The organism is bacterium (genome assembly GCA_016716565.1).
Lineage (GTDB): Bacteria > Bacteroidota > Ignavibacteria > Ignavibacteriales > Ignavibacteriaceae > IGN2.
On sequence record JADJWC010000003.1, the window covers coordinates 648245 to 670262 of the forward strand.

22 protein-coding genes are annotated in these 22018 nt (G+C 36.2%); 1 reads left to right on the plus strand and 21 read right to left on the minus strand.

The features are described 5' to 3' along the window. Positions 1 to 5: 5 nt before the first annotated feature. From IPM14_14925 to IPM14_15000, 16 genes are all read right to left on the minus strand, one after another. Complete coding sequence (locus IPM14_14925; GenBank protein ID MBK9099376.1) at positions 6 to 1493, minus strand: MBOAT family protein; 1488 nt, start codon at positions 1491 to 1493, stop codon at positions 6 to 8. A gap of 51 nt (positions 1494 to 1544) precedes the next feature. Further along, positions 1545 to 2459, minus strand: a complete 915-nt coding sequence (locus tag IPM14_14930) for a glycosyltransferase family 2 protein (protein ID MBK9099377.1) — start codon at positions 2457 to 2459, stop codon at positions 1545 to 1547. Beyond that, complete coding sequence (locus IPM14_14935; GenBank protein MBK9099378.1) at positions 2449 to 3636, minus strand: glycosyltransferase; 1188 nt, start codon at positions 3634 to 3636, stop codon at positions 2449 to 2451. The genes IPM14_14930 and IPM14_14935 overlap by 11 nt, the downstream gene beginning before the upstream one ends. Positions 3637 to 3658: 22 nt before the next feature. Next, positions 3659 to 5128, minus strand: a complete 1470-nt coding sequence (locus IPM14_14940) for a hypothetical protein (GenBank protein ID MBK9099379.1) — start codon at positions 5126 to 5128, stop codon at positions 3659 to 3661. Further along, the gene (locus IPM14_14945) at positions 5125 to 6645 is read right to left on the minus strand and encodes a hypothetical protein (protein ID MBK9099380.1); all 1521 of its coding nucleotides are present in this window, start codon (positions 6643 to 6645) and stop codon (positions 5125 to 5127) included. The genes IPM14_14940 and IPM14_14945 overlap by 4 nt, the downstream gene beginning before the upstream one ends. 19 nt (positions 6646 to 6664) lie before the next feature. Continuing rightward, positions 6665 to 7399 (minus strand): FkbM family methyltransferase, encoded by a 735-nt coding sequence (locus tag IPM14_14950; GenBank protein ID MBK9099381.1) that lies wholly within the window; start codon positions 7397 to 7399, stop codon positions 6665 to 6667. After that, positions 7396 to 8478 (minus strand): glycosyltransferase family 2 protein, encoded by a 1083-nt coding sequence (locus IPM14_14955; GenBank protein ID MBK9099382.1) that lies wholly within the window; start codon positions 8476 to 8478, stop codon positions 7396 to 7398. Before IPM14_14955 ends, IPM14_14950 begins: the two co-directional genes overlap by 4 nt. Next, on the minus strand, positions 8478 to 9326 hold the full coding sequence (locus IPM14_14960) for a methyltransferase domain-containing protein (protein ID MBK9099383.1): 849 nt from the start codon (positions 9324 to 9326) through the stop codon (positions 8478 to 8480). The genes IPM14_14955 and IPM14_14960 overlap by 1 nt, the downstream gene beginning before the upstream one ends. 6 nt (positions 9327 to 9332) lie before the next feature. After that, entirely contained in the window at positions 9333 to 10052 is a 720-nt protein-coding gene (locus IPM14_14965) for a glycosyltransferase (protein MBK9099384.1), read from the minus strand. A gap of 61 nt (positions 10053 to 10113) precedes the next feature. After that, positions 10114 to 10281 carry a hypothetical protein gene (locus IPM14_14970; protein ID MBK9099385.1) on the minus strand — a complete coding sequence of 56 codons (168 nt, stop codon included), beginning with the start codon at positions 10279 to 10281 and terminating at the stop codon, positions 10114 to 10116. A 67-nt stretch (positions 10282 to 10348) separates the two neighbouring features. Continuing rightward, positions 10349 to 11479 carry a glycosyltransferase gene (locus IPM14_14975; protein ID MBK9099386.1) on the minus strand — a complete coding sequence of 377 codons (1131 nt, stop codon included), beginning with the start codon at positions 11477 to 11479 and terminating at the stop codon, positions 10349 to 10351. Further along, positions 11476 to 12393 (minus strand): class I SAM-dependent methyltransferase, encoded by a 918-nt coding sequence (locus IPM14_14980; protein ID MBK9099387.1) that lies wholly within the window; start codon positions 12391 to 12393, stop codon positions 11476 to 11478. The genes IPM14_14975 and IPM14_14980 overlap by 4 nt, the downstream gene beginning before the upstream one ends. Positions 12394 to 12434: 41 nt before the next feature. Continuing rightward, complete coding sequence (locus IPM14_14985) at positions 12435 to 12902, minus strand: GNAT family N-acetyltransferase (GenBank protein ID MBK9099388.1); 468 nt, start codon at positions 12900 to 12902, stop codon at positions 12435 to 12437. Continuing rightward, on the minus strand, positions 12889 to 13992 hold the full coding sequence (locus IPM14_14990) for a DegT/DnrJ/EryC1/StrS family aminotransferase (protein ID MBK9099389.1): 1104 nt from the start codon (positions 13990 to 13992) through the stop codon (positions 12889 to 12891). Before IPM14_14990 ends, IPM14_14985 begins: the two co-directional genes overlap by 14 nt. 266 nt (positions 13993 to 14258) lie before the next feature. Continuing rightward, entirely contained in the window at positions 14259 to 14462 is a 204-nt protein-coding gene (locus IPM14_14995; protein MBK9099390.1) for a hypothetical protein, read from the minus strand. 19 nt (positions 14463 to 14481) lie between these two features. Next, positions 14482 to 15174 (minus strand): sigma-70 family RNA polymerase sigma factor, encoded by a 693-nt coding sequence (locus tag IPM14_15000; protein ID MBK9099391.1) that lies wholly within the window; start codon positions 15172 to 15174, stop codon positions 14482 to 14484. 348 nt (positions 15175 to 15522) lie between these two features. Here IPM14_15000 and IPM14_15005 point away from each other — a divergent pair, with 348 nt between their 5' ends. Further along, positions 15523 to 16209 (plus strand): hypothetical protein, encoded by a 687-nt coding sequence (locus tag IPM14_15005; GenBank protein ID MBK9099392.1) that lies wholly within the window; start codon positions 15523 to 15525, stop codon positions 16207 to 16209. 275 nt (positions 16210 to 16484) lie between these two features. Here IPM14_15005 and asnB read toward each other — a convergent pair whose 3' ends face one another. The 5 genes from asnB to IPM14_15030 form a co-directional block, all read right to left on the minus strand. Then, on the minus strand, positions 16485 to 18545 hold the full coding sequence (asnB, locus tag IPM14_15010; protein ID MBK9099393.1) for an asparagine synthase (glutamine-hydrolyzing): 2061 nt from the start codon (positions 18543 to 18545) through the stop codon (positions 16485 to 16487). A 120-nt stretch (positions 18546 to 18665) separates the two neighbouring features. Next, positions 18666 to 19112, minus strand: a complete 447-nt coding sequence (locus tag IPM14_15015) for a nucleotidyltransferase (protein ID MBK9099394.1) — start codon at positions 19110 to 19112, stop codon at positions 18666 to 18668. Then, positions 19066 to 19263: a hypothetical protein gene (locus IPM14_15020; protein MBK9099395.1), complete on the minus strand. Its 198-nt coding sequence runs from the start codon at positions 19261 to 19263 to the stop codon at positions 19066 to 19068. The genes IPM14_15015 and IPM14_15020 overlap by 47 nt, the downstream gene beginning before the upstream one ends. A 50-nt stretch (positions 19264 to 19313) precedes the next feature. After that, positions 19314 to 20756, minus strand: coding sequence for an O-antigen ligase family protein (locus IPM14_15025; GenBank protein ID MBK9099396.1), 1443 nt, complete (start codon positions 20754 to 20756; stop codon positions 19314 to 19316). Beyond that, positions 20746 to 21954 (minus strand): hypothetical protein, encoded by a 1209-nt coding sequence (locus IPM14_15030; protein ID MBK9099397.1) that lies wholly within the window; start codon positions 21952 to 21954, stop codon positions 20746 to 20748. Before IPM14_15030 ends, IPM14_15025 begins: the two co-directional genes overlap by 11 nt. Positions 21955 to 22018: the final 64 nt, after the last annotated feature.

Genomic DNA, 22018 nt, shown 5'->3' on the forward strand with positions numbered 1-22018 from the left:
TAAAATTAAAATTGAAAATAAATAAATTGCTGTTCCTTGCCGCTGAACCATAAAATTGTAATGACCATCAAATAATAAATAGCATATCTTGCCGGTAGTTTCCATTTAAGCCATATATCAGCAATAGCATATTGCTGTCCTCGTCCAAACCATTCCACAGTCATAAAGACGAGAATAAAAATAACTGTCACTAATGCATTTTCGATATCCGGAAAACTTGGTGCAGTAAATATTGAAGCGGAAAAAATTCCAGAGATGTAATCCAAAGCGTGGGTAATGCTATCTGCTCTAAAAAATATCCAGGTAAACATAACGATGATAAAAGTTGAGAGTGTCTCGATGATTATCAATGAAGTATTGCTTTCTCTTAGATCAAATTTCTTGATTAACCTCTTTCTTGGTTTATTAATTATCCTATTAATTAAAAGAAGTAACCCATGCAGAATGCCCCAGACAATGAAAGTATAATTAGCACCATGCCACAAGCCAGTTAAAAGCCATGTTAGGGTAATGCTTATAACATAAATGAACCAATCTTTTTTTATCCCCAAAATTCTAGTGAATTGAATTTTTCTTGTGAGTAAGTAGGCAACTGGAAGAAAAATGTAATCTCTGAACCACGTTGTGAGAGATATATGCCATCTTCTCCAAAATTCTCTTATGTCCCGGGCAAAATATGGATAAGCAAAATTTTGCATTAGATTAAAACCAAGTAACTTTCCAATACCAATTGCAATATTAGAGTATCCGCCGAAATCTGCATATATCTGAATTGTGAAAAGGAAAATACCTGTTAGCAGTGTGCTTCCCGTATATGTATCCGAATTACTGAATATGGTATCGACATAATTAGCACACTGATCCGCTATCACAATCTTCATAAATAATCCCCAGAGTATTTGTCTTAATCCGTCTGTAGCAAGTGTGTAATTAAATCTGCGAATAGTTTGTATCTGCGGAAGCAGATTAACCGGACGATGTATCGGGCCGGCAAGAATTATAGGAAAAAAGCTAAGCGTTAGTAACACATCTATTAAATTTCTTGCTGCAATTAGCTTACCTTGATACACATCGATTATATAGCTGATTGATAGAAAAATATAAAAACTGATACCGAGCGGAAGTATTATTTGCAGGGTAGTAATGTTAAAGTTTAAGCCGAATAAATTTATTATTTCAGAAAAGCCGTCAATAAAGAAATTGAAATATTTAAATAGAACCAGTGTGCCCAGGTTTATCAGCAGCCCCACAATAAAAATAAACTTACTAAAAGATTTATTCTCTTTATTTTGAACCAGTATTGCTATTGTATAATTTGATGCGGATATAAAAAACAGAAGAAATAAAAATCTCCAGTCCCACCATCCATAAAAAATATAGCTTGCAATCAGTAGAAAAAGATTTTGAATTTTTAAATCCCGGTGAAAGGCCAACCAGTAGAGGGTAAAAACAATTGGTAAGAATATCGCAAATTCAAATGAATTAAAAAGCATCTTATCAGTTTTTCTCTTGAATGTTCAACTAACTAATAATTCATTTCCATATTACAATTCTATCCCATAATATTCTTTTATTACTTCGGGAATCGACTTGTTCTCTTTCCTTACAATGAGTTCAATGTCATAAACTTTTGCATCGACTAAGAAGCGGTACCAGAAACCCTGAAGGAAATGCCAGATGAGTCCGGGAATGCCATCAAGGAAACCTAGTCTGAAGATGTAACGGTAGATGAAGTAGAGAAATGGTCTGAGGAATAGAGGTAAATAGGTATAGAAGTTTTCTTTCAGCCATCGCTTTCTTTTATCCTGATGCTGAGAAAGTTCTGCATTGATTGAAACGGACGTTAAGAATTTATACTTAATGTTAAGCAGGTCAATTGCTTCTCTCGTGGCGTAGTTGCTATGCTTGTCCGTCCACCAGGTAAGGTTGTTTAAGTTGTCATCAACAATATCATTTTGGAAAGTTATCGTTCTGCCGTGTTCAAGCTTTACGTGTTCGTCCATCCATCTTTCTTCATACTTGCCGGAGTTGTAACGCCATAGACGGAGAAGGTAGGTAGGGTAGTAGCCACCGTGCTTAATCCACCTGTCCATAAAGTAGACTCTTCTTTTAAGAATTACACCTGAAATAGCTTTATTGAGAGTGGAAAGCTTTTGAGTGATCTCATTTGAAAGTTCCGGAGTAAGATATTCATCTGCATCGAGTCTTAATACCCACTCCGTTTTTATCGGGAGGTTTTCTAATCCCCAGTTGAATTGCCTAGCGTGGTTATTCATCCATTCCTTTTGAAAAACTTTAGCACCCATACTTTCAGCTATCCTAACTGTACTGTCTGTAGAAAAAGAATCAATTATAAAAATCTCATCACAGATTTCTTTTACACTGCGGATGCAGCGTTCGATCTGCTTTTCCTCGTTGAAAGTTAATATGATCAAAGTAATAGGAGAATTACTTTGCATATACCAGCCTTTCAAGATTTTCTAAAATTTGTTTTGATAGCTTTTCCCAGCTAAAATTATCCATAATAAATTGACTTCCATTTTTTCCCATCTGTGCAGGATCTGATTCCAATATTTCATTTATTGCATCTGCAAATTTCTCCGGAGTATTCTCAACCCATTTTCCGCAGTTGTGTATTTGAACTTCTTGCCACGGGGTATTTGTACTGGCAGCTACCGGAGTCTCTGCAGCAAGAGCTTCTGCATAAGACATCCCGAAATTTTCGTGATGCGAAGCCAATGCAAACACATCTGCATTCCTCAAGAATTCAATCTTTTCCGATCCTTCAATCCTTCCGATCAAAAATACTTTTTCTTTCAGACCTAATTTATCAATTAACTGTTCAAGCTTCTTTTTTTCACCAAAATCCTCCCCCGCAATTAACAATACTATGTCTTCACTTTTTCCTTTATCCTTTGCCTCTTTTAACACTTTACTTATTGCTTCAATCAGTATATCAAATCCTTTTACCTCGTGAAGCCTGCCCATCGATACAATTATTTTTTTGTTTGAACAATCAAATCCGCAATACTTATTAAAAAATGTTTTGTCTTTTTTCTTTTCATTTAATTGAAAGAGATCCGGGCTTACTCCATTGGGTATAACAAATGTTTTAGCGGAAGGATAAACAGCCAGTACCGCTTGTTCCTCGGCGGTGGAAGCGAGGTGCCAATGCAAATGCTTAATGTATGGCTGTATGAATGTATGAAGCCAGAGTTTTTTAAATGGATTGCCTTGTTCCAAACACCATTTGCCGAGCTGGCCTTTTGGTGCAATAATTAAAGGTTTTTTTAATAACCTGCTGATAAAGATGGTGAATGGTGTAGGTGCTGAAAATATTGAAACGAGATAAACTATATTAGAACTTTTAAGCTCTTTGTATAAATTGAAAAGCATTGATAGTGAAGTGCCCCTTGAGTCCAGCGATTTATAATATTTAACAGACAGTTCATTATCTAATTTATGAAACACACCGGTTTTAATTTTTAATTTTTCATTACCATTAGCATTAGTAGTTATAACCAATACACCAACACCTTGCTTATTTAATACTTTTGCTAATTCCAAAGTTGAATAGATAGGACCGCCATAAAAAGTGGAAGGAAAGAATGAGGGAGAGACGAAATTGATATTCAAGTAGTTACCTAACAAACTTCAATTATTTTTTAAGTAAAAACGACTGAATAATTAATATAATCGGAAAATTACGTAACCAATTTACGAGTGTGGAGTTAACGGCGCTATCAATTAATACTACCGAGGAAAGAAATCCAAAATAAATCAGTAATTGGCCGCCACCTCTAAGGAAAAAATTCCATAATACACGTTGCATAACACCAAAAACGAAAAAACCTATGATGATAGCAACTAAACCACCTGTGAAGTATAAAAAGCCAATTGGTGTCATTGCAACCGATGTTAAAGGAGTACTGCCCCAAACAACAACAGAGAACCATCTTCCAAGATCAGCGAGAGGTTTACTTTGCCAAAATAATCGGGGAATAAATGCTTGAAGTGGTACAGTATAAATTTTTTCTAAAAAGTCAGGTGATTGCGAATCTAAACCCGTATTATCTGCAAAATCAATTGCCTTTGCAGCAGGTAATAAAAAATTGATTCTTTGTACTATACTTGAGAAAATATCCTCATCGCCGTAAATTATTTTTCTGCTTTTGTTTAGTGTATATGCATCTACAATACTGCTTGCAATATATCCAGGTGTACTTTGGAAATTCACGTCCTGCATTCTTATTATCCTAAAAGGTTCTATGATCATATATGCTGCAAACAATAAAAAAAATGTGGCTGCAACAAATCCCTTATGAAATTTTTTATGAATAAAGTAATAGCAAATGAATAGTATTGCAACTGGAAATATTACGGCTGATTTTAACCCACTTATCACACCAAAATAAATTTCGATGAGGACAATTAATGCAAGCATTATTCTGTAATTAAAATTGAATCCTTCCTTAAAGAATTTTATAGCAACGAGGATTAAAGAAAAATTTATTAATTGACCTGCTGCATCAATAATGAAAGCGAAAGCGATATTCTCAGAAAGTGCTTTATCTGATTGAGCATAACCGTAAATTCCAATCTGGATAGCGTACAACCTTGCTAACACACTAATTACAATTAGCGTAATGATGACAGGCATATTAGGTTTCAACTCTTTCCGGAAATATTTATTTATTCCAAGTGGCTTAACTTGGAGAAAATTGTAAAATCTATCACCGAGTCTGGAGTGATAACCACCCCACATTACTATGGCAGAAAGAATTACAAATGACATTGTATAGTTAAGTTGAGCGAACGGATCTGCACCAAGTTGCTTGTAAAGTAATTTATTTGCTTCTGTTTCGGGAATAAAAAAAATGTAGTTTGTGATTGAAAACCCAACTAAAAATGTAAAAATTGAGGCAAGTACAGCTGGATTTAAGAGCCAGCGTTCAGGATTATTTTTTTTATAAGAGAGTATCTGATAAGAAACGAATAAAATCAGAAAAATGTTTTTAATAATAAAAGAGATTGAAGGTATATCAATGAAGTCTAAAATTAAAATGAAGAAAAAGATGAATGAAAAGAAATAAATTGATTTGAAATTATTTTTATTTGTCTTAATCATCTAGAATTGCTTAACAAATTACTGAATAAATCCTTTATTCTAATTTTGATCTCTTCGTTTAACATTCTCCAATGAAAAATATAAACTAATACAGTTATGGATAAGGCAATTCCCCAAACTAAAAAATTAAAATGAATGCCATATAACTCAATTATTAAATATAGCGTAAGAATAAACGGAGCAATTAGTGCAAGATAATACGCTTTTAATTTCCCTTGAAAAACTTTTAGAATTTTGTTCGTAAAATAATGTGGAAGCAAAACAGAACAAATTATTTCACTCAAAAGAACAGCTATTCCAACACCAGCGAGTCCAAAATATCCCGTTAAATAGAAGGAAAAGACTAATAAAGTAAAAAAACGTGTTAATGAAATTATTGTTATTTCCCGGAGACTATTGATGCTATACAAAAGATTATACAACCCCGCACCAAAGTTAATCACAGATATACTGGCAGAAAGTGAAAGGAAAAGTATAAAATCAAATTTGATCATTCCTTTTGTCCATATTCTAAAAATATTATCAATAAACGGAATTATAAAAATCAGTCCTACGTTTACAATAACGCCACTGAAAAACCAATTAGCATTGAATGTCATTTGTAATTTTTCTGTATTGCGCTCTGAATAATACTTAACTATATCAGGCTGCAGAGGTTGGATAATAAGATTAGTTATCTGTACCGCAGAATTTGTCAGGGTTCGAAGCGTTGTATAAACTGGAACTACAGCTGCATTGAATAAATAGGTTACGAGTATAATTATACCATTATTACTAAACTGGGAAACGATCCCACTAATTGTAAGCAGCGAAGATTTTAACAAATTGTTGAAGCCCAGTTTCCAATTGCCATATTTCCACCAGGGATATACATCCGGCAACAAAACTTTTATTCGATATAAGAACAAAAAATTAAATGCTACCGTAAATATTGATATTCCAATCGTTGCATCTAAAATCGAGCCTCGGCTAAATGCAATTATCACAAGAACGATAAATGCACCCAATCTGTTGTAAATATTCCACCAAACACTTTTTGAATAATAACCGTATGGTATCAATAATTTTGATAAGATGGATGTATATGTACCCGAACTAATCCATGAAATTACCAGTAAGATCAGACAGATACTTAAATATTCTTTTTCAACAGTTACTAAATCAAGTCCAAGAAATAAGTGGGATGTATTACTCAGGAATAGAAACAATACAATCAGTAATTGTAAAATTCCAATTATAAAAGCAATACGCAGGCTTGAAGCTAAAACACTGCGTAAATTATCTCTGGCAGAGAAGAAGTTAATATTAAATTCGTTTCCAATGTACTGCTGATGTCCGGTGTCCAAAGTCTGCAATATTATGTATCCGGCATTAAGAACGAGCCATATACCATAAGTTTCATTTCCCCAGAAAGAAAGAAGTATAGGTACAAGAAGGATAGCTTGAATAAATCCAAGTGTGAAAGAAATAAAGCCAACAACAACACCGCTAAAAATTCTTTTCTCTGTACTTGCCAATTTAATGTTTAACCATCATTTAATTTTCAAGTATTGCAATGTAATTAGTGTGCTTAAAATTTTCTAAATCATTCTTAAATCTATTAATAGGTAATCTTCCCCAGAATGTCAGCCTGTAAAACTTATAACCTAATTTTACCAATAAGTTAAAAACATTGCCTAAAGAAAAACCAGCCGCAGCCCAGTTGTTGTTGTATTCAAATTGTATGCACCTTATAATTTTCTTCTTCAATGCATTTGAAGCGCCTTCAATTACTTTTGCTTCGTGTCCTTCAACATCGATCTTCAGGAAATCGACATTGCTGATATTATTCTTTTCAATGTAATCATCGAGTGTTGTCAGCATTATTTTTTCCCTGTGCAGAAGGGAAGAGTCATATTCGTGAGCAGGATTCAGATGCAGGGAGTTTCTCTGGTCAAGCTCATTGTAAATAAACAGCTCTGCCTCGCCGGTTTCAGTGTTTAAGCCTGTATTATTTGCAATTAGTTTTCCTGCTTTAATTTCTTTTGTGAGTCTTGCAGTCAATTCTTTGTAGGCGCTTGCAGTTGGTTCAAAACAATGAATAGTAACCGAAGGAACTAAATTAAAAATATATTCTGCGTATGTCCCATCATGTGCACCTGCATCAATTATCGTCATATTATCTTTAATGTAGGAATGCAGGAACTTATACTCACCATTCCTTGAAGGGTTGGAGCGGTCATATCCTAGAAATGCATTCGGTAAGAGTTTTATTTTTCGAATTATACTCATTGCTTTGCATCTGCAATTTTATAAGTAGTGCGTTTGGAAAGCTTTTTAAAGAAGCTTTTGAAATTATCCACAAATGAAACAGGAATTATTAATCCTGCAATCGTTATTATTAAAAATATAATCCAGCTATGAAAGAAATTAAAGAACGACAGATTGTTTTTTACCAGTGATGTTGGTCGGCATCCCAATGCTAAATTAACCGATGCTTTATAAACACCTTCTTTCCTGTACGCATACAGCCAGAACGGGTAAGTATAAAAATACAGTTGTGAATAAATTTTCCTGATGAAATAATTTATTTCATCTGGCTGAATATGTTCTTTTACACCATCGAGTGTAACTCTGAATACTCTGTCCAGCCCGCCTCTTTCCTCGTGAATGGTTTTGTTTCTCTCTTTAAGTACATCCATATATGAGTTTGCTTTTTGCTCACCAATTTTAACTGCAGCTGTAACGAGCGGATCTTTAATCCCGGCTACTGTTCCTCCGTCTGATATTATCTTTGTTGAAAGATACATCTGGAAATAGACCGAACCATCGTGCTTGCTTGTGTTATATTTTTTGAATGCATCCTTTTTATATGCAATACCGGCTACAAAGCTGAAGCACCTGAATAATTGTATCGCAGTTTCCGGTCCTTTTCCAAAAACTCCTGTTACATTTGTTCTTAAATGTGTGCTGTTCTCAACTCCGTACTCCATCGAATTGCAGAATGTAACTTCAGGGTAGTCAAATTGCTTAATATGATCTGAAAGTTTTTGAATTGCATCAAGGCCGTTCAATCCATCATCGTTACCGAGAATAAATAAATAATCGCCTGAACCGGCTTCAAGACTTGCTCGAAGGTTTGCATCGTAACCTAAGTTCTTAATCTGTCTTATGTACTTAAATTTTATAGGAGTTCCTGACTCTGTTACTTTTTTAATGTATTCAGGAATTTTTGTTTCAGAATCATCTTTTGAGCAGTCATCCGATATAATAACTTCAATATTCGTATACGTCTGCTCCATTATCGAGTCAAGGACCTTCAGCAGATATTCAGCACGGTTATAATGCGGTATGCAGATGCTTATTACCATCAGAACTTTTCGCTTTCATTAAAATCAGGTATCGGTGTTCTTGAATATCTTACTCTGCATTTGCTGCAGGTAAAATAATTTTCATCTTCAGCAAGATCACTGTGACATTCAGGGCAGGCGAGTAGAGCGCTTAAATTTACTTTCCTTCTCTTTTTACTTTTTGCGTACTTCCTAAGCAGTTTCAACCCGGTAGATCGAAGATCGTTTGCCTCAAACTCTTCTGAAATTACATCACTCTGGTTAACCGCGATATTATTTATCCAATCTGCATTCAATTCAGGATTAGTGACTTTGTACTTTATTTCATTCTCCCAGAAATAACGGACGTGAAAAAGTGCAGGATTGTTATAGAAGAATTTATTCCATGCAGGGATCTTCTTAACAATATCAAGGCTGTTCAGGTATACATCAGGTTTGGCTGAAGCTTTTTTATGAATTATCAGCTCGCCGTTAACATCCATAATTTCGAGAACATGTACATCGTAAGGAACCAATCTTTCAAAGACTGCATTCGGAGTTTCGATGTAGCCAGCCTTTCCTATTCTCTGCAGTTCGTTCAGGAACAATTCCGGTGTATTGATATGTTCGAGCACGTCGAAAGCTATTACATAATCGAAAGCTTTAGCTTTGAATGGCATCTTGCAGGCGTCAGCTAATACTGTTGGTCTGTCAGCTACAAGAGGAGAGTATCGGTGTGTAATATCTACAAATTTTTCCAGTAAAACATCGGCGGAAGGATGTGGATTGCTTCCTGAACCGACATCCAGAACCAACGCATCGTCTGAAATAGGCAGTACAGCTTTTCTCAAGCTCCATTTTATAAGATTTAATGAATATTTGCCGGGCATTTAATTTTAGTTTTTAAATAAATTGTCAATTATCTCTTTGGCTCTGTCATCATAAGTGTAATTTGAACTAATGCATCTCTTGTATCCTGCTTCGGTAATTTTATTTCTTTGATCATCATGTGAAAGATAATAAGAAACTTTTTCCAGCAGCTCTTTATTTTCTGAGAAATAGGCTGCTTCCTTATCTTCTGTAAATAGTTTTTTATGCTCATCAGTACGTTCGGCAAGCATAAACCCTTTACACGCTGGTATTTCTATGCTTCTGCTTGTATGCAGATCGCGGTTTATTTTCCTCAAAAAGTTTAACGAGATTTTTGAGCAGGTAAAAGCTTTTGCAAAATCTTCTTTGAATATCTCTCCGCCCATATAAATTATGTTAGGATATTTCTTGTCAAGAAAATTCCACCCGTGACCCCAGACATTAATTTTAATACCATTCTCACTTAAAAATTTTATACTCTCAAATCTTTCTTTCTCAAAACTACCCACAAAAACAACATCCCAGATTTTTTCTTTACAATTTTCAAATGGCTTATGAAAATCCTTATCATACGCCTGGTACTGGAAGAGGATATTTTTAGCACCAAGCCTTTTTAGTTCAGCCACATTATAAGATTTGGCTGTTACCACGAGATCGTAATATTTAAGTCCATTATCGTAATAAAAAGTTCTGTTATGTTTTGCATACATATCATCCAGCGACCAGGAAACCAATTTGATTTGCATATCTCCAAGTTTTTTGAGAGTATCAGGATGAAGACAAGTCCCTTTTACGATAAAACAAAAGTCAGGGGGATTCTTTTTCGCACAATTCTATCAATCTTCTGTTCAGCTTTTGATGATCTATTTCAAAGTTCAGCTTCCATAATATCCTGTCAAGAATATTTGCTTTATGCTCTCTGTCCGGTCCAAGAAAGATAATTTTATCAACAACTCTTGAAAGGGGATTAAACATTTTGTGTTCAGAAGGATGTTTGACAAAATTATTTGTAACAAAGATGCACTTCATTTAAACAAAGCTATTAGTTCTTGTATTTGTTCAATATTTCGCTGAACTTTTCAGCGTAATGTTTGTGACCGATATGTTTCAGCTTGTCGGCATTGCTAAGGCTGAATGAATTATAGTGTTCATACTTTTCACAGAATTCAATTATTTTATCAGCCATATCGTTTATGTTCAAAGGATCAAAAAACTGCATCTGCAATTTAAAGTATTCAGCAAAGTCAGTCAGCGGTGGAACATTCGAGCAGAGAACAGGCTTTTTAGAATAAACGCCTTCAAGAACAGCTCCGCTGGCGGCTTCCCATAAAGTAGGTGCAATTACTCCATAACAGTTTTTGTAAAGAAAGTTTACCTGTGAGTCCGGCAGGTAATCATAAATCAAAACCCGCTCATCCAGTTTCAGCTCTTTAATTCTTTGTCTTATGGCATACTTGTATTCTTTTTTGCCGCCGCCGACAAGAACAAGCAGGGGAATATCGCTGTTTTTTTCAAGTGCTAGCTTATATCCTTCAATCAAACGTTTATGATTTTTTCTTTCACCGAAAAATGAAACATACAGGAAGTATTTTTTATTCATTACCTCATTTACCTGCTCTGATTTTCCATTAAGATTGTGTGAAGAGATAAAGGGTATTAAAAACCAATCGCTCTTTCTTTCGGGAAAGAATTTTAAGAATTCCTGCATCGGGTAATTCCAGGAGGTTATAAGTGCAGTAGAAGCAGGCACTAAACTATATGCAATTCTTAACTCTTCATCATATGTCTCGGGTAGAAAGGCATGAAAAACGGCAATAATCTTTGTATTGTTGTGTAAGGGCTTCAGCATATGGAATGGATAAAACACAAAATCAAATTTATTTTCATATTTATTCACTTTCCTTCTTATGCATATCCCAGATTTCTTACCAAGAGTCAGCAAACATATTATTTGAGAAATAAGTTTTTGAAATGGATCAATAATAAATTTTTCTTTGATAAGAAATGGAAAACGATTTTGATAGAAGGAGAGCGATTCATAAGGAATTTCCAAAAAAATATCTAAATCAAGTTCCTTAATTGCGTCTAAAGCATAGTAAGCATAATTTTCAATTCCACCTGATGCACCCGGATGAAAAAATCTCAGGTCAATTAAAATTTTAAATCTACTCATTTTACTAGTTTACTTACTAAAAATGTTCCAAGCTTACAGTTATTAGTAAGATATCTTGTTAAAGCACTTGGTACTGAATTCATTACTTGGTTTTTAAACTTCCCGGCAGGGATAGGAAACATTTCTGCTTTTATTCCGAATATTTTAATTGACTTAATTTTGAATAGATCACTAACGAGCTGACTCCAGTCTTTCTCAGTGTAATATCTTGCTATTGCTCCATCAGTTAGATTTTGATTTAAACTATGTAAAGATTGATTACTAAAAAGCTTACCCATTAAAATCCCATGAATAAAACCATTAACAAAATAATAGCTCCATAAGCTTTTATAGTAAACCATTATTATAGCTTCGCCTCCCGGTTTTAACACACGTGTAATTCCTTCAAGAATTTTACGTGTATTCGATGAATGATGGATTACACCCCATGACCAAACGAAGTCAAACGATTCATTTTTAAATTCTAATTTTTCCGCATCCATTCTTTTTATTGTGCCCGGCAAACCAAATTCTTTGAATCGTGTGGAAGTACTTTTTATCGCATATTCTGTAAGATCAATTCCGGTGAATGATTTTGAATATTGTGCAAGTAGTGAAGCATGGCTACCATTTCCTACACCAATTTCCAATACATCCTTGGTTTTTAAATTTTCAAAATCAATTAATGCGTCAAACGGAATTTTTTTAAACGGTAAGAATTCTTTCGAGTTGGAAAAAAATCTTTGATCAATGTCATTATAAAAATCTTTACTGAATTCTTCATATTTGATATCATTATTCCAATCATAACGCATCGGATGAGATTCCCACCAGGATTTATTTTTTTTCTGCCACTCAACAGCTTGTTCAGGATTATCCGGTAAGTCAGTCGGTTCTTTAAATCCTTCAGGTAAATCTTTGTTAAAGTTTTTCATTTCTTATTTCTTTTTTAATTCTTGTTTTTCAATTTTGTAAATCAAATGTCCCTGTGCATTATGATGTTATTAATTTTTTCATCAAAGCCGGTCTCGACAAAGCCAAATTTCACGTACTGTTTTAATGCATAGGTATTTGCGGTATGAACCTTCAAACGAAGCTTTTTACACCCAAGGAACTTACAGGTACTTATAGCATGACTAAGAGTCAATGCTGCTAATCCCTTATCACTAAACCGGGAACTGATATAAACCCCGTATGATGGGATTGAATAACCTTCATCAAAACCCCGCAGCATATAAAAGCCGGTCAATTCCTCTCCCCAGAACACGCCGTAATAAACATCATTTTTCGCTTTTGCCAAAATACTCTCGATAGTAGCTATATCGAATTCAAACGCCACAAAATATTGACTGTAATCTTTGGTATCCTGGTTCATCAATTTACTGAGTGCTTGGGCATCATTAGGTTCAAGTTTCCGGAAATTGATGATCTTAATCCCGTTCATAAAATTTTCTTATCGTATTAGAAATGAATTTTACATCTTCTTTTGTCAATTGCGGGTAGCTTGGTAAATTGATTCCTCTTGCACCAAGGTTCTCTGCTACAGGAAATTGATAGTCTGGTTTTACGTACATAGGCATAGTATGCACAGGGTGAAATGCAGGTCGAGTTTCTATTCCTTTTTCAGCTAGATGCTTTCTTAAGTTTTGCCGTGTAGCTGAATCTTTAACAAGTATGCTTATCATCCAGTAGGTGCTGAAATACCTTTTATCTAATTCATCATGAAATAAAACTGGTAAATCTTTTAAATAATCTTTGTACCACTTCGCAATATCTCTTTTAGATTCTATAATATCATTAACTCGTTCAAGCTGTGCTAGTCCAATTGCTGCACAAATATTTGTCATTCTATAGTTATACCCGATAATATCATGCCAGTACTCTGCATCCTTTGCCAGTCCCTGTCCTTTTATATGCACGCACTTTTCGTGTAGATCTTTGCTATTTGTAACGACCATTCCGCCTTCGCCTGTTGTAACGGTTTTATTACCAAAGAAACTAAAGGTAGAAACATCTCCGAATGTACCAACTTTTTTTCCTTCATACTTAGAACCTAATGCCTCGGCTGTATCTTCAATGAGAAAAAGATTATTATCATCTGCAATTTTTCTCAACTCATCAATTTCACAGGGATGACCATATAGATGAACAGCAAGAATAGCTTTCGTTTTAGAAGTGATTTTTTTCCGGGTATCAGCTATATCCATCTGCCAGGTTGAAGTGTCTGATTCCACAAAGACGGGTGTTGCTCCTGTATAAGTAATGCTATTTACACTTGCGATGTAAGTAAAAGTTGGTACGATAACTTCGTCACCAGGACCTATTCCCAAAGCAATCAATGCAACATGTAACGCAACTGTTCCGTTACTCACACTGGCGGCAAATTCGATTCCAAGGTAATCAGCGAATTTCTTTTCAAATTCATTTATGAATTTTCCTTTAGAAGATATCCAAGTTGAATCCAGGCATTCCAACACATATTGTTTTTCGTTTCCATTTAGGAAAGGTTGGTAAACAGGATATTTAAATTTCATATACCAAATTTTATAATCAAAAAAGATGTTTTAATAAATTTCTGCAAATATAAATAAGAAATAACAGAAATGAGGGTAGGAGGTAGGAGGTAGGAGGTAGTAGTTAGTTGATTAGTTCGTAGTTATAGTTGATTAGTTGCCAGTCATCGTTGATCAGTTTATTCCTAACCATCGATTGGTAAACCAAAACTAGAAACTAAATTACCAGAACTAAAAACAAATAACCATTAACTAACTGCTGTCAACAGTTCACTAATTACCGATCACTACTCACTGCTAACTCCTTCCTCATTAGAGTTGTTTTTTATTTGAGCACAAATTTCAGAACTATACAGGAGACGCACGAACATCTGATCAACAGCATTGCGCTCAATACCTGCAGATTGCAGCTCTTCGAGCACTGAAGAAAGATCTTCCTCTTCGACATCGATATAGAAATTAAGAAAGTTGACAACCATATCAGCTTCCATTATTCCTCCTTTTTATTTTTCAACCACCATTTTTAATCAGCTTAGCTGATTTATTCCTTATTCTTTTTTTAGCGTTCTCAACATCCCTGACGGGGATATTAAGAGATTTTGCAATTTCAATATTTGAACCGGCACCTTCGAGTATTTCATCGAGAACGAATGAGGCGTAGATATCACCGGTAAGAAGCGTTTTAAGCTTTGATACGAGTCGATGAATATCAGCCGCAAAGGCATTATTATTCAGATCGCAGAGGTGCATTTCACTTAAAAAATTATCCATTGCGTGATCATTCAGTACCGGCTTCATAGTATCAATATCCAGCAGCACAGGAATATTTGCTCTTGCCTTTTCATTGCGTATAAAACTCTTTATGGAAAGAAAGAGGAGTTTCCGGATATCGGGTACTAAACTTTTATTCCATTTGCGGATGCCTGTAAGAATCTTTTCGATAACAATCTGCACAACATCGTGAGCAGTAAGGCTGTTAAATGAATCCGCAGAAAAATAGAGTCTTATATTTTTAAGCGCATAATAAACGAGACGGTAACGCAGATCTTTTTCAGCCGAGAGCACATTTGAAAGCTCACGACAGACATCGGGGACAGGAACAATTGAATCCTGCTGAGGATCATCATTACCAGTTACGAAGCAGGCAGTTTCAGCGCTGCTGTTTTGTGCATCCAGCTCCACAATAAGGGACGGTAAAAGCATCGTATGATCTCCCTTAAAAAAATTGAGTGATAACATACCTTACTAAGATCAGAACGGATTTTGCCGAAGCTGCTTTAAAAAGATATTCTGGAAAAACGCTCCCTTAGGATAGTAACGGATAGTGAAAATGAAATGAGTTTTTCAATTCAACTAAAAGGCAGTACAAAATTAATAATGAGAATGGAGACAGGAAAAGAATTACTTTGCTTTAATTATACTTTAATTCCGCTTTAAATTCGCTCTAATTTCTCTCTCAATTCATCTCAGGCGGAGGCAAAAAAATGAAAAGGAAACGGGGCCCTCCAATCAACTAAATCAATATGTTAAACTAAAACAAGGAGAAACACCATGGCCGAATTAAGAAAAACCATACTCGGCAAGATAAGCGGAGCGATAGGAGATCTCGTCTTTAGAGAAAGAGACGGGCAGAATTACCTTGCAACGCGACCGTCATCATTTATGCCGGGAGATGATGCAGCATCAGTAGCAAGAAGAGCAAGGTTTGCTCTTTCGGTAAGAACGAGCTCTTCAATAAACGGTATACCCGAATTGAAGGCACTATGGCTTATCGGCACACCGGCAGGCGTAAGCGCATTCAATTATATACTGAAGACGAATTACTCGTACGTAAACTCCACAGATGTGACAAACCTGCTGAAGATCGTACCTGATAATGGATTCGGTATTGCGTTGACGGGTAATACGGTAAACAATACAAGTGTTCAGGCGATAATCGATCCAATTGGAGTAAAGGCGGGAATAGACCCGATGAGAGAAACACATTTAATGATGACATGTGTGGAATTTCTGTCTAACCCGATAGATGAATCGGTGAGTGCTTACTCATTGATAGGGTTATCATCAGAAAAAGTTCCAACGAATCTTAATATTCCGTTGACTTTTAATGCAGAGCTGACGAGTCAGCAAACATTATTGTATGACAAGTACCAGGATCGAAAGGTATTCATTGCAATCTTATCGCTGGATGCAGAAGGAAACCCGGTCCATTATTCAAGTTCAGTATATCTGTCGTAACAGCACACCACAACCTCCGCTTCGAAAAGGGGCGGAGAGTTTTTGGGGAGCAGGGGTTGGTGGGAGGTGGTAGGTTGGTGGGAGGTGGTTGGTAGAAGGTGGTTGGTAGGAGGTAGTTGGTGGTAGGTGGTTGGTAGTGGGTTGTTAGTAGTTAGAAGTTCAAAGTTGGATGTTCAAAGTTAGTATTTAGTAGTGGATAGCTAAAGGGGAGAGGCAAGAAGTGAGTAGTGAGTAGTAAGTAGTTAGTAGTTGGTAGTTAGTAGTTGGTAGTAGTTCTAACTAAACTTACCAGCAATAAACAACGCCCAGATTCTGGACCAATGGATTTTATCTGCTTCAAAATTATTTAGAAGATCTGTCATAACTGTTTGATTAAATAAGGGATTACCGATATTAGTTAAATCATTTATCGCATCCTTAATTTTTCCGCGCTTCATCCAGTCTGCAAACGGGAAAGTAAATCCCTGCTTTGGTCTGTGAACTATTTCATCCGGCAGATCGCCAACTGCATCCACCAGCATTTTTTTCGGAAAGTTTTTGTCAAAACCAGCATCGAGATACGGGAGCACAGCACTGTATAGCATATGATCCACAAAAGGCACACGCAGTTCAAGTGAGTGCATCATACTGAAGACGTCGCTGTCGCGTAAGAGTTGGTTGCGCATATAAACAAAACTCTCCATCATACTTATGTATTGAAGCGGGGAGAGGTTTTGGTTGCCGGATATTGGATGCTGGATTTCGGATTCTGGACTTTGCCAGAATGACGAAGAGCCGTCAGATTCCGAACTGGGTCGGAATGACGGCACACCCCCTTCTGTCATTCCAGCCCTGCCTGTCCGGTAGGCAGGTTGTCTGGAATCTGTCATTCCCGCAAACGAAGTGCGTCGGGAATCTGACCGCCAACCTAACGCCTGCAGTTCTGTATCAGTGAAAAGTCCTCGTATCAACTTGTATTCTGAGTTTGGTGAATTTGGATTTTTAAAATACTCGATAGCTTTTGCAGGGAGTTTTCCGTTCAGCAGAAATCCTGCTGCTTTCATAAGCGGTTTAGCAAGCGGCAGCGATTTTATTCGATGGTATTTTGGAATATTAACGAATGACGCATAACCACCGAAAAGTTCATCACCGCCAACACCGGAGAGCACAACTTTTAATCCGAACGATGCTGCTGCTTTAGAAACGAAGTAAGTATTTATGCCGTCAATTGTCGGTTGGTCCATTGCTTCGATTATTTTTTCAAAATCATTCAGCAGTTCATCTTCCTGCAGTCTGTATTCAAAATGATCTGTCTGGTATTTTTTTGCAGCAGTATTTGAATACTTTGATTCATCGAGCGGATGCCCGGGAAAGGTGACTGAGATAGTTTTTATCTTTTCCTGTCCAACCTGCCTCATAAGCGAAACAATTGCAGTGGAGTCAATTCCGCCTGAAAGAAAAGCACCGACTTCAACATCAGAAACCATGTGGGCTTTGATAGTATCTAGTAGAGAATTACGGATTGAATTTTTTGTAGCGTCATCGTACCTGAGATTGCTTCGTCGCTGCGCTCCTCGCAATGACTCGGTTGCTGTCATACTGAGCCCGGTCGAAGTATGACTCGTATTCAGCAAATCAAAATACGACCAATAATTCTTAATTGTTAATTGATCACTGTTAATTGTGAGCCAGTGCCCTGGCAGTAACGCTTTGGTCTCCTCGTAAATCGTTAAAGGAGCAGGAACAGAACCGGTTCTAAGGAAAGCATCCATTCCTTTCATTGAGAGAGTTAATCCATTCTTGTAATGCTTAATTGCTTTCAGCTCGGAAGAAAAGATGAATTCTTTATGGTTGTGAAGGTAGTAAAATGGTTTTATTCCGAAACGATCACGTGCTGCAAAAAGTTTTTTCTCTTTATCATCCCAGATCGCAAAAGCAAACATTCCGCGGAGGCGATTCAAACATTCAGGTCCTTCTAGTTCATATAGTTTCAGTATAACTTCAGTGTCACTGTTAGTTCTTAAATTTTTAATTTTTAATTGTGAATTTATAATTTCACGATAATTGAAAATTTCCCCATTAAATACTATAACATATCTGCCATCATCAGAAACCATCGGCTGATGAGCAGCAGGGGAGAGATCGATGATTGAGAGTCTTCGGTGGGCTAGTGCGACAGATGATTGCCCTTCGACAGAGCTTGTCCTGAACTTGTTGAAGGACTCAGGGTGACAGTTAGAATAGTAGATGCCATTATCATCCGGTCCGCGATGGGCTAGAACATCCCGTGCTGATAAAACTTTCTCTTTATCAACAGGTTTTCCATCAAAATTAATTACACCGAATATGCCGCACATTGTTCAAGAATGTATAATTATTAATGTAGAATGCATAATTGTATGAAGAAAAATTAAGGTGGTGAGTGAAGTCATTATTCTTGTGGATTCTCACGATCAATCAATTATCCAAATATTGTATTATGATTGCTGCAGCTCTTCCGCATCCGCTTTATCTTTCAAGCGATTGGTGCTTAATTTATTTATAATCAAATCTGTCTTAGAAATGAAATTCCCGGAAGAATTACCGAACTTAACTTTTATAGTCCGGTTTATTGCTTCATTAAACTTGACGCCATCAATAACATTCATAATATCAATCCTTACCGGGCTAACGCCAATTTGAATTACTCTACCTTCTGTTGTAAAATCCTCTATAGAAATATTCAAAGATTCCAGCCCAAACTCAGTAAGGACTTGCATCATTAAGTCTGCATTTTCATCCGATCTTTCAATAAAAATATCCAGATCACCGGTATTTCTTGGTTTAGCATAAAGTGCAAAAGCATACGCACCAACGATCATATACTTAACGTTATGATTATTTAATAATTCTATAAACTCTTCGAAGTCTTTTTCTGCTTTCATCATATTCTTCTTGTTTATTGAATAGTGAAATATATTGTTCTCTTAAAACCTGAACTGCTGCCAGTCTTTCTTCAAAAGTTTTAGAGCTCCAGAATTTAATATCTTCTTTGTCTGAGTTTGAACTGTATGTTACTCTTGCTTCTTTGATCATAGGTATTTTTCTTTTTGATGCATTAAAATAATCAATAAACTATAAAACATCTATTCCAATCTGATCAGCAGGTATCCTGTAAATAATCCGAGATAAGTGTAAAACAATGGCAGCTGAACAGAACCAACCCCAACCCACCAGGCTTCGAACTCAGCATGGAGGATGAAGGCGAATAATGAAGAATTTAAAATGTATAATGTATAATTATTTAGTTTATTTCTATTCATTCTAAATTCTACATTATAAATTATAAATTTTCTAACCGCATATATGATCGGCAGAAGAAACAGAACCAATCCGACTACTCCAGTTTCCTCAACTAAAGCCAGCGACGAATTTCCTTTTTCTCTGATGAGTCTGCCGTTTTCATAACGATCACTGTATTCTCCGGAACGGATTTCAGGATGACTGATGCCGTAGCCAAGTCCAAATAGTCCACCCTCAAGTGCTGCTTTATATGATGGCTCCCACATCCACACTCTAGATGAATAAACTTCGGGAAAATCCTTTTTGATTATTTTATCAACAGTCTGATTCAGTGAAGGAGTAAAATAGATTGTGCTCGTTAGAATTACGGCAGCTATAAAACTGTAAGAAAGAACTTTCCAACTCTTATTTAATATCAGAAAAATAAATACGCCAATGAGTAGTGACAAAATAGATGCGCGGGAGTAAGTAAGTGTTAGTAGAAGTAAGTTAGCAATAAGCAGTAAGCTGTAAGCAGTAAGGGGTATGAAGCCTGCCTGTCCGGTAGGCAGGTTAGTATTGAGTAGTGAGTAGTTAAAAGTAATTTCAGATTCCGGACTTCGCCGGAATGACGAGTCACTATGTTCTGTTATTTCCGCAAACGAAGTGCGTCGGGAATCTGATGATTCTACGTTTATGAATCTGGACTTCACCAGAATAACAACCTGATGGAACACACATGGAAGTGTAAACAGAACGACACTCGCCAGAAGGTTCTGATGCCCAAAGAAACCCATAAAGCCTTTACCGTGTCCTCCTGTCCAACTGTCGGACGGTATGTTGGTTATTAAAGAGAACGATGCGATCAAAACTATCACCACATTTGCAGGAAGAAGGAAATCAAAAATATTTTTCTCAGAATAACGTACCCATAATATTCCGGCAGATAAGCAGCCAAGTGAAATTAAAATATAATACAACGCTCTTGCTGCTGATATGTCAGGATATGAAGACCAGAGTGATGTAAGTAGGAACCAGGTTCCCGGGATCAGAAATAGTATTAATAATGTCTCTCTATTGAGCGCAGAAAACAGAGAATCTGTCATTCTGAGCGGAAGCGATGAATCTCCATCTTGACTTTTGACCTTTGACCTTTGACCTTTGACTCGCTGCAAGCAAATTACAATAAATAACACACACATTACCGGCACAGCGTAATAAATAAAACTTATCTCCTCAATTGAACGGCTTGCAATCGTGAGGACAAACAGCGGTAAAGAATATTTAACTACCTTATCAGGGTTCAAGGTTCGTTATTTCGGATATTGTGGTAACAGGTTCCTCATCAGCCGTCTTCCTGAACATTATTAATATCTTTGTTATCAGTAGCGTGAAGATGTAGCTCCACGTAATGATCAGCAGCCAGAGATAACTTACTTCAATAACTCCCTGCATAATCACTGCGTAAAGTATTACGAATGATAGAATGATAACGCTGAAGAATAGCGAAATAGTTTTTTGTTTCTCTGTTCCCAATGATTTAAAGAGATATGCATTAACAGGGAAGTGGAAGATTACATATATAGAATAACCGGTAATCATCAACGTTATGATGCGGAGAACATAGTTGTAGTTTACCGAATCCGGAATCAATCCCGGGAAAAAGTTAACAACTATAATCACCAGCGCAGCATATATGGTCACCAGTGATGCTGAAAGCGAAAATCCTTTTTTAAGAATATTGGATTTGCTTGGTTTAGTTTCGGAAAAAAGATATTGCTCTATGATAACACCGATGTAGAACATTGGTGCTGTAAGTCCCCAGGCAAATGTATATGAGTTAGCTAGGTCAAGTGAAAAGAAATGGTTCACAAAATACTTATCCGCAGCCAGAGCAAGCGATACAGCTGAGTTGATCACAAAAGCAGATAGTCCGATCTTGTAAAATTCTGTTATGTTCTGAAATGCTGGTTCCTTGGCTCTTATATATCTCGGAAGTCCTGATAAAAGCCATAGTATCCCTACTGCAGGTAAAGCAGCAATAAAATCAATTCCAAAAAAGATTACAGCCGGGATTAAAAGTAGATGGAGAACCGAATATAAAATGGTCAGTATTACATAATCTTTATATCTGCCGGAAAACAATAGCTGAAAAATAAAAATGCCTGTTACCGAAATAAAAATACTGTAAGAAACGATTGATAATATTTCGGGCAGATTATGAAATGGTGAAGAGATTATCTGGAGTGCTGAATAAACAACAACAGCATTAACTGCTACTGCCGCGGTAACCATTTTCAGACTAATACCTACTCGGGTCACAGCAATATTAAATCCCAGTGAGCTGAAAAGTATAATTATAGAAGCAGTATAATAGATCTGGTTGAAACGGTTATAAGTTTCAGCATCGAAAAAGTAAGCAAATAGCAAAAGCATCAGTTTAGTTGATGCAACTGCTATTCCAAGAAAGAATAATTTTTTAATATTTGATAATTGATTTATCATTTTATTTACCTCTCCCTTAATCCCTCTCCTTACTAAGGAGAGGGAAAGGAAGGGTGAGGTTGTC